The following is a 9,917-nucleotide window of genomic DNA, read 5'->3' on the forward strand; positions in this document are numbered from 1 at the left end:
TTAACGGTACATGGGCTAGCCTAAATATCGAGTCGATAAATCCTTGAAGCGCTCTCAATGGCATAGAAAAAACTCGTTTGACCCTAAGTGCTGTCGTAATAGCTAAATCACTGAACCGACGTGGCCTCCCGCGCTTATTCTGTTTTCTTTGCGTCCACCCACTTATTGCTTCTTCATCAATCCAAAAGGTCAGAGAACCACGGTTAATGAGTGATTGGTTGTATTGCTTCCAGTTGGTTGTTTTGTACAGAGGTTTAGGCATAGAGCTTCGAGAGAGAGTGGACGTAACTGATCAGATCGTAAGTTCTGGATTTAGTTCCAATGAATTACGCAACAAAGCCATTCATAGGCATCATTTCAACAAGATGGGATGTCTATGTTATGCCCCTTGCAATGACTGAATAGCATGCTTCTGGGCATCTGCCTCTCAGTAAATTTCTGGACATAAATGAGCTACAGTTTCCCCTAAATTAGAAATTCATAGATAACTAAAGGTATGGAAAGTCGCTTACCGTAGCGTCCAGTATTGATGGTACAGATCATCATTCGAGGGATCCCAAATTTGAACACATGGATGCGTCACTTTTACACGATTTTTTAGGTGGTTAAAAAATAGAGACTGTTCTAAATACTACAGCCTAGGCTGGTGTTATTCGATTTTCGACTAACTAAAAGTCGATTCTTATTCTATTAATGTTCAGCCAAAGTACATAAATTAATCCCGTACCAATTATTAATCATAAATAATTCCTCGGAGATGAACTATGTTAAAGAAGAATAAATTGGCTCTGGCCTTAACGTTGACTCTTTCGTTAGGTGCTGCTTCATTAGCCGCTTCCCCTGCAATCGCTGGCACAAATGCACAAGTATTTTCAACTGAACTGGCTCAAGATCAGGTCAAACAAATCATTTCTGAAGCTTACATTTACGCATATCCAATCGTACTGATGGACGTGACTCGCGAGCAACAAACAAACTACGGTATTGCTGTGAACGGTGGATTCAAACACTTCCGTGCTTTCCCTGATGCTTCATTCACAGAAGTGGTTCGTCCGAATTTTGATACACTTTACTCATCAGGTTGGTTTGACGTATCTGAAGAACCTCTGATTATCTCTTCAGAAGATACTAATGGCCATTACTATCTTCTTCCAATGTATGACATGTGGACTGATATCTATGCAGCCCCTGGTTCTCGTACATCAGGAACTGGCGCTGGCGCATTTGCAATCGTTTCTGAAGATTGGGAAGGTGAGCTTCCTGAAGGCGTAAAACGTATCGTTTCTCCCACCACAATGAACTGGATGATCGCTCGTACCGAAAGCAACGGTCGCGACTACGATAAAGTTGGTGAAATCCAAGATGGTTTCAAGATGACACCACTTTCGAAGTGGGGTACTGATTACGTTGCTCCTAAATCACCGATTGATCCGACTATCGATATGGTGACTTCGCCACTTGATCAAGTAGCCAATATGGATGCGAAAACATTCTTCGAGCGTGCGAGCAAACTTATTACTAAGTATGGTTCTCACGCTACTGATATGTCTCAATTGATGCGTATGGAGCAAATTGGTTTTTCTGCTGACACAGGTTGGGATCTGAGTAACTTGTCAAAAGCTGAACTTGCCGCTCTTGAGCAAGGCGCTGCTGAGGGTATGCGCTCTATTCAGTCGTTCGTTCCTAAAATTGCAGCGAGTAAAAATGGCTGGCTCATCCCAACTGATAACATGGGTGTTTATGGAAACCACTACATTCAGCGTGCCACTATTGCATTAATCGGTCTTGGTGCAAACCACCCAGAAGACGCAGTTTACCCAATAGCGATTTCAGATGCTGATGGCGACAAGATGGTTGCTAAGCAGAACTACACACTTCACTTTGAAGCCGATGAGATTCCACCAGTAGGTGCGTTCTGGTCGGTGACCATGTATGACGCAAAAGGCTTTGCTGTCGACAACGAGATTGATCGTTACGCAATCGGCGACCGTAATGAACTTGCTTACAATGACGATGGCTCTCTAACACTGTATATGCAGCATAAGCGTCCATCTGAAGATAAAGTGTCCAACTGGCTTCCTTCTCCAGAGAAAGGCGTACTTGGCGTAACAATGCGTCTATATGAGCCAGACCAGTCAATCTTACTCGGTGAATGGGTTCCACCTGCAATTGAAAAAGCTAAGTAAGCGCTAGCAATAAGCGATTCGATTTTTACTTTATAAGCCGATAAATATTCATCGGCTTATTTTGTTTCTTATATATGAGTTAACTCATCATATTCAAACTATATGGGTGAGTCACTGGAGATAATATTATGAACATTAACAATGTAACGATTGCGGGAGCTGGACTTCTTGGTTCTCAGGTTGCTTGGCAGGTCGCATTTAGCGGCTTTGAAGTCACTGTATATGACTACTTTGAAAAAGGGCTTACTTCGAGTAAAGCACTTCACAAAGAGTACGCCGAATTATTTGTTTCAACGCGCGGCGCTTCTCAAGAACAAGTTGATGAAGCACTTGCTCGACTAAAATATACGTCTGATCTATCAGAGGCGGTAAAAGATGCAGACTTAATTAACGAGTCTATTCCAGAGTCTGTTGAGATTAAGCAGTCATTTTATAAAGAACTGTCTAAACTTGCTCCTCAGAAAACCATTTTCACTTCGAACTCCTCAACCTTGGTTCCAAGCCAGATTATCGATAGCATCGACCGCCCAGAAAAATTCCTCGCACTACACTTCGGTAATACGGTATGGGATAGCCGTATCGGTGAAGTGATGGGGCACCCAACAACATGCCCTGAGGTATACAAAGTTATTTGTCAATTCAGCAAAGCAATGGGCATGGTGACGATCCCTCTGCACAAAGAACAGAGCGGCTACATCATCAATGCCATCATGATTCCGTGGCTCAATGCTTCACTTGACTTAGTCGTGAACGGAGTAGCGGACTTTGAGAGCGTTGATAAAACTTGGATGCTGGCACACAACGTTGCAAGAGGCCCTTTCGCGGCGATGGATATTGTGGGTATCTCCCTTTTTGCTGACATTAACAAATTATGGGGTGAAGAACTTGATGATGCTGCCGCATTAGCTCGTGCTAACTTCCTAGATGAGCACTACGTCAGTCAGAATAAGTTAGGGGAAAAAAGCCAAGAGGGTTTTTATTCATACCCAAATCCTGCTTATAGAGACGCGAATTTTATTCGATAAACATTAGGGGTATACGTCAGAACTGACGTATACCCCTAAATCTAGCCTAGCTTAATTATAATCAGATGCACAATTTAAATTACAGGCTCTTGTTATTCGATTTTCGACTAACTCAAAGTCGATTCTTATTCTAGTAATGTTCAGCCAAAGTACATAAATTAATCCCGTACCAATTATTAATCATAAATAATTCCTCGGAGATGAACTATGTTAAAGAAGGATAAATTGGCTCTGGCCTTAACGTTGACTCTTACGTTAGGTGCGGCTTCATTAGCCGCTTCCCCTTCAATCGCTGGCACAAATGCACAAATATTTTCAACTGAACTGGCTCAAGATCAGGCACAGCAAATCATTTCAGAAGCTTATGTGTATGCCTACCCAATCGTTCTTATGGATGTGACTCGCGAACAACAAGGTAATCGAGGCATTCCGGTAAATGGTGGTATTCAGCACTTCCGTGCTTATCCAGACGCTTCATTTACAGAGGTTGTTCGTCCAAACTTTGATACCCTTTACTCGATCGCTTGGTACGACATTTCTGAAGAGCCGGTAATTATCACATCTGAAGATACGAATGGTCATTATCACCTTCTTCCTATGTACGATATGTGGACAGACATCTATGCAGCACCAGGCTCACGTACATCAGGCTCTAATGGCGGCGCGTTTGCGATCGTTTCAGAAGATTGGCAAGGTGAGCTACCAGAAGGGGTAACACGCATTGTTTCACCAACAACAATGAACTGGATGATTGGACGTACTGAAAGTGATGGCCGTGACTACGAAAAAGTAAACAAGATTCAAGATGGTTTTAAGATCACACCATTGTCGAAGTGGGGTACCGATTACGTAGCACCTAAATCAGCAATTGATCCGACTATCGACATGGTGACTTCGCCACTTCATCAAGTAGCCAATATGGATGCAAAAACATTCTTCGAGCGTGCCAGCAAACTTATCACTAAGTATGGGGCACACAAAACAGATATGTCTCAATTGATGCGTATGGAACAAATTGGTTTCTCTGCTGATACGGGCTGGGATCTTGAAAAACTATCAAAAGCAGAGCTAAAAGTACTTGAGCAAGGTGCCTTACAAGGGCAAAAAGATATCAAGTCTTATATTCCGAAAATCGAAACACCAAAAAATGGCTGGATCATCCCAACTGACACCATGGGTGTTTATGGCAACCATTATATCAAACGAGCAGCAATTGCATTGATTGGCCTTGGTGCTAACCATTCTGAAGATGCTATATACCCACTGGCCATTTCTGATGCAGATGGCGATGTATTACATGCTAAGCAAGATTACGAATTGCATTTTGAAGCAGATGAAATACCACCCGCAGATGCATTCTGGTCGGTAACTATGTACGACGAAGCTGGTTTCGCTGTCGAGAACGAACTTGACCGCTTCGCTATAGGTGACCGTAATGAACTAACCTACAATGATGACGGTTCACTAACGCTGTACTTACAACATAGCCGCCCAGCTGGCAGTGAAGTTTCTAACTGGCTACCCGCTCCTAAAGATGGTGTTATTGGTGTAACTATGCGTCTTTATGAACCAAAGCAATCGGCGCTTCTAAGTGAATGGATTCCACCTGCAATTCTTAAAGCAAACAAATAGTTAACGTCCAAATTAATGAGTCGGCATATTTTTGTCGACTCATTGCATTTAGAATAATGGTGACATTTTGAATATTAAAGATGTAACGATTGCCGGAGCTGGGCTTCTTGGCTCGCAGGTTGCTTGGCAAACTGCATTTAGCGGTTTTGAAGCATCTGTTTCACCGATTCAAGGCCCCAGAGCGTTAAGCCGCATGTCAGTTCTAATACCAGCACCCATGGCCGAACAACCATACTCGAAACATTTGAACCAAAAGGGAAAGTCATCTCTATTGGAGCGACGTGCTCAGCATGGATCACGGCGAGTAAACCCCATCCTTTACTTGGCTGTATTGACGTCATTGGAGCAGCAACAGTTCGTCTTCATTCCTATAAATCGTATCCAAACGCTCCATAATCAACCCCATTTTAAGCGCTGATATCTTTCGATACAGCGCTAAGTCACACCCCATTTTGAGAAATTAATCCATGAGATATTCATATTTAACGGCGCTTATTTCGGCGTTACTTTCCACGCATGCCCATTCTGCCGCCTATGTATTTCCTGAACTGGGCATGATGAGTGTCAGCACAGCAGGCGCAGGCGCACAAGCTATCGCCGAAGGTGCTGAAACGGCTTTTGCTAACCCAGCAAGCATGACCAGAATTGAGCAAAGCACGATTGCATTTAACCTGGAAGGAGTCATTTCAGACATCAACTACACCGATAGCGGCTCTACGGGAGCTTTTTCTGGTGGAGAACACTATAGCGAAGCCGGAACAACTATGCCTGCGGGTTCTTTTTATTGGGTAACGCCAGCTAATGATGCGGTTTCTTTTGGTCTAGCCATTGCCGCGGCTGGTGGTTCAGCACTTGATTACGGGAATAACTTTTCGGGCGCCCAACTCGTCACAAACACGTCGTTAATGACCATACAGATTAACCCGAGTCTTGCTTTCAAAATCGATGAAAAGCTCTCTGTGGGTGTTGGCTTGATCAGTGAGTTTGGCAAAATCGAACAGAACATGACCTCTCGTAACAACGAGCGTAAGTTAACAGGCAGTGGAGAAAGTGTAGAATTTGGTTATACCTTGAGTGTTTTTTATGAGGTTAATAAAGCTCATCGATTTGGTGCTTTTTATCGCTCTGAAATCAATCATGATATGGATGGTGATTTCAAAGGTGATAACCTACTTAAGTCGGCATCTTTTAACATCGTCATGCCTAACATTATCAGTATTAGTGGTTATCACTCTTTGTCTCCTAATACCGCCGCCCTATGGAGTGCAAGTTGGAGCGATTTTAGCAAAATTAAAGATACAACCATCACTTTACCTAACACCAGTGCCGCGATTAATCGACAGTGGGAAGACACTTACTCTTTGAGCCTTGGTATGCACCATAACCTTGAGTCTCAATGGCGTTTAGAAACGGGGGTTACCTATGAGAGCTCGCCACAAGATGATCCAACTCTACAGGCCCCTGATGTCCCAACCGGTGAAGTTTGGAAACTTGGCGTTGGAGCCAGTAAAGACATAACCACAAATTTACGCATGCAGTTATACTACGAGTACTATTACGGCGGTAACTCAGACATCATTTATTCACTTGATGGACCTGCAAATAGCCAATTAAAAGGTGAATACGATGCCGCTATTCACTACTTTGGTGTACTGTTTAATTACAAAACTTAACCTAAGGAATTGACCATACTCTAAGTCAACAGCCCCTAGTTAGAGTTGCAGATAAAAGTTAACGAATGAATGCCAATGTGGGCCAACTTAACCTACATTGGCATTATACTCACTAACATATTATTTTTCGTAGGTCTTTATGAATCTAAATAGATTAGAGCAGTTGGAAATACATCATCTAAAAGTTTTTATCTCGTTGTATCAAATACGAAATACCAGTAAAACCGCCGAACGCTTAGGGCTGAGTCAATCTGCCATTAGCCGTACATTGAAAAAGCTTCGGGACACCTTAGACGACCCTTTGTTCACTAAGACAAAATCTGGATTAGCACCAACAGAGTATGCTGCTCACCTTTACTCTCGAATGCCCAGTGCACTTGAGGCTCTATTATTAACGTTCCAACCTCAAGAATCCTTTAATCCTAGTCATTTAACTGAAGAGTTACGCATTGCCCTTCACCCTTCCGCGCTTGAACTTATTGGTACCGAGCTCTATACCGAAATCAAATCTGAAGCCCCTAACGTAAAAATTCGCCTCGACAATTGCGATTCAGGTACGATGAACGGCCTGCTAAATGGCAATATTCACATGTCATTGAATCATGAAATCCTCGATCAACCCAAAGAGATACACAGCAAGCAACTGTTTGTTGACGAGCTTTGCGTGTATGGACGAAAAGAGCACCCGTTAGCAAACGGAGTTCACACGCCACAAGAACTCGATGAATTCGATCTTGCTGTCTGTATAGGGACTGAAGTTGAAAATGGGATGAAGATTAAATCGCAAGCTGAAATGATAACGGAGAGAGAATATATTATCGATCTACGATGTGGCGACTTGCAAACGGCGGTGAATATCGTATCAACTTCAGACACGATATTAGTCGGTTCAAAAATGTATCTTGCCCGCTATCCTGATTTGCTTCAAAGAATAGACATGAACTTTTCAAAAACGATTGAAGTCCCTTTTTCTATTTCTGTACTACAAAAAAACCGCAATCATAGTCTGCATGTTTGGCTAAAAAAAATGGTCGAAGAACTGATCGCTGGAAAATTAACATGAACTTCATTCACGACTAAGTAGAGTTTCGAAACGGTAGAACCACACTATGATTGATTTAAACTTACTCAAAACATTCTCTGCGATATATAAAACGGGAAGTGTTCGAGGTGCGTCTGAAATAATGCACATTACTTCATCAGCGGTAAGTCATGCGCTCAGCAAATTACGAAATGAGTATAACAATCCCCTTTTCGTCAGAGAGGGAAGAGGGTTAAAGCCAACAACATACGCCGTGGAACTCTATAAAGAAATATCACCACACCTCACTGCTCTTGAAGGCACCAAAAAGATCTTTGAAACATTTCACCCGAAGACAAGTGATAGAACCTTTTTTATCGCAGGGGATTCTGATCTCGACCTCTGGTATTTTCAAAAATTGTTAAAAATCTCAAAGCACGCAGCTCCCAATGTGAATATCGTCAAGTTTAGAAGTGAAAATCGCGAAGGAAATTTTAACAACGCATTAAGTATGCGAAAGGCCGATGTACTTATTTCATTCGTCAATCCTGAAAATCGCTCTTTTGTTGTTGAACAAGTCGCGGCAGATAAAATGGTGGCAATCGCAAACAAGAGTCATTCAAGAATTAATGGGCAGCTGACGCTTAAAGCATTCCTCAACGAAGAACATGTTGGTTGGAGTCGACCAGATATTGATAGAAATACATTTGAGGGGCTTATTCAGGATAAAGTACCTAATGTGAACGTGACATACGGTTCAACAGCTGCAATGAATCTGATTTTTATGGTTTCCGAAAGTGACTGGCTCAGTGTTATTCCTGAGTACTTGTATGATAAAACCAAAAAACTAGATTTGGTTCAACGTTTTGATTTGCCGTTTAATTGTGATGATCTCCCGCTCTATTTAATCAATCACAACGCAACCGAAAGAGATATGGGGGTCCAATGGTTAAAGGGAGTGATCAGGGAGTCATTTTCATAGAGCTTTTAATGTTCACGATAAAAAAGCGAATAACAATGAAGCGGTTTCACTTACATGATATTGACATGTAAGTGAAACTAATCACCGCTATTAGAAACGGAAATCAAAGCCTATGGTTCCCGTGGTCTCTTCAGATTTGAATGTTGAGTTGTTAATTGCAGTATAGCCAGTCGGTTCAATTTCAATCACATCGTATTTGATTTCAAAGTAAATGTTTAGAATGTTGTCACCCAGTTTTGTCTTTATACCTTGCAGCCACATCAAATTAGCAACATTCATTTCAACACCATCAAACGAAGACCCAAGGTTGGCGTTGATTACAGTGTAGTGGTTAGCGTTCCATGGCTTTAAAGCATAGAGGTTCACAGACCCCATTTGACCAGAGTCGTCATTGCCGATCACTTGCTCAATCAACGCTGCACTTGCTCCTCCAAGCCCTTCAAGGGTGCCACAGGCATTCACAACAGAGGAATTTGCAAAATTACATGCTTCATTCGCTACTTTCGACAAACCATCGGTATCAAATTCTACGTAAGTATAATTGATTGATGGGAAGAGCATTAAATTGTCTCCAGCATCCAAAGGAAGCATGTAGCCCGCCGAATAGAAATCCATCGCATCACTAATATGATTATAGTCTATGTAAACGCCACCAAATCGCTCATCAAAGTGAGCTGAGCGAAGTCGAGCATTTTCTGAATCCGTGTAGTATTCAATCAAAATATTTGTTTGTGTTTGATAATCAGTATCAAAAAGGTTTGAACCGCCACCACCAACAGCCAGTTTTATCTCGCCTTCATCTGAAGCGCCTATACCACCTCGCCAACTTGTGTTTCGTGGATCAGCATCGTGAAACTCTTCTTCTGCCATTACTGTTAATGGTGTGCTCGCTAGAAGAACTCCACAGGTTAAGAGTGTTAGTGACTTTTTATATTGATTCATAATGACACCTCAAGAATATTTGTGATTTTTATTCAAGCATCTTCGTTTGACACTTAACTTGATGAGTCGATTATTGCCCTTTGATTTAATTGAAAAAAGTTACTTAGATTTCAGGTTGAAGTGAATTACATTCACTAGTTGTTTTCTTCCTTATATGCTTGATAAAATCTTAAACTAAATGTCGCCTTAGCAACTATTAGCCTTTTCCCTCCAGAATAAGTACTTCACAAAGCCCGAATTAAAGAAGTAGTGCATCTTTTTATATTTGATCTTAACAAATTAAAACCACTGAAATGGTTATTTTTCAGTGGGATATTTATCATTAGTTTTATCAATGCTAAATGTAATGAGGAAATATTGACGAGCTGCACCTCTAGCAAACTTCGGGGCATCAATAGGCTTTTAATGAATATCTACTCTAAGAAGGAATGGGGCAAATGTATGGTACGCCCCATT

The 9,917-nt window shown here is 41.8% G+C and carries 8 protein-coding genes and 1 pseudogene; 7 read left to right on the forward strand and 2 right to left on the reverse strand.

Annotated features, from left to right (window positions below):
• The coding region (locus BCT34_RS01965; RefSeq protein WP_198593494.1) for a transposase at positions 1–262 on the reverse strand (262 nt) is incomplete at its 3' end.
• 502 nt (positions 263–764) lie between these two features.
• Here BCT34_RS01965 and BCT34_RS01970 point away from each other — a divergent pair.
• The 7 genes and pseudogenes from BCT34_RS01970 (at position 765) to BCT34_RS02000 (ending at position 8,519) form a co-directional block, all read left to right on the forward strand.
• Positions 765–2,186: a DUF1254 domain-containing protein gene (locus BCT34_RS01970; protein ID WP_083702780.1), complete on the forward strand. Its 1,422-nt coding sequence runs from the start codon at positions 765–767 to the stop codon at positions 2,184–2,186.
• 128 nt (positions 2,187–2,314) lie between these two features.
• Complete coding sequence (locus BCT34_RS01975; protein ID WP_076652239.1) at positions 2,315–3,211, forward strand: 3-hydroxyacyl-CoA dehydrogenase; 897 nt, start codon at positions 2,315–2,317, stop codon at positions 3,209–3,211.
• Positions 3,212–3,418: 207 nt separating this feature from the next.
• Positions 3,419–4,843, forward strand: coding sequence for a DUF1254 domain-containing protein (locus tag BCT34_RS01980; RefSeq protein ID WP_083702779.1), 1,425 nt, complete (start codon positions 3,419–3,421; stop codon positions 4,841–4,843).
• Between the two features lie 139 nt (positions 4,844–4,982).
• A pseudogene (locus tag BCT34_RS24580) lies at positions 4,983–5,239 on the forward strand (hemolysin D); the annotation flags it as partial.
• 71 nt (positions 5,240–5,310) lie between these two features.
• Complete coding sequence (locus tag BCT34_RS01990; protein WP_076652236.1) at positions 5,311–6,516, forward strand: outer membrane protein transport protein; 1,206 nt, start codon at positions 5,311–5,313, stop codon at positions 6,514–6,516.
• A 139-nt stretch (positions 6,517–6,655) separates the two neighbouring features.
• Complete coding sequence (locus BCT34_RS01995) at positions 6,656–7,579, forward strand: LysR family transcriptional regulator (protein ID WP_076652234.1); 924 nt, start codon at positions 6,656–6,658, stop codon at positions 7,577–7,579.
• A gap of 46 nt (positions 7,580–7,625) precedes the next feature.
• The gene (locus tag BCT34_RS02000) at positions 7,626–8,519 is read left to right on the forward strand and encodes a LysR family transcriptional regulator (protein WP_076652231.1); all 894 of its coding nucleotides are present in this window, start codon (positions 7,626–7,628) and stop codon (positions 8,517–8,519) included.
• A gap of 90 nt (positions 8,520–8,609) precedes the next feature.
• Here BCT34_RS02000 and BCT34_RS02005 read toward each other — a convergent pair whose 3' ends face one another.
• The gene (locus BCT34_RS02005; protein ID WP_076652229.1) at positions 8,610–9,461 is read right to left on the reverse strand and encodes a hypothetical protein; all 852 of its coding nucleotides are present in this window, start codon (positions 9,459–9,461) and stop codon (positions 8,610–8,612) included.
• Positions 9,462–9,917 lie beyond the last annotated feature (456 nt).

This window comes from Vibrio sp. 10N.261.45.E2, assembly GCF_002875705.1.
Taxonomy (GTDB): domain Bacteria; phylum Pseudomonadota; class Gammaproteobacteria; order Enterobacterales; family Vibrionaceae; genus Vibrio.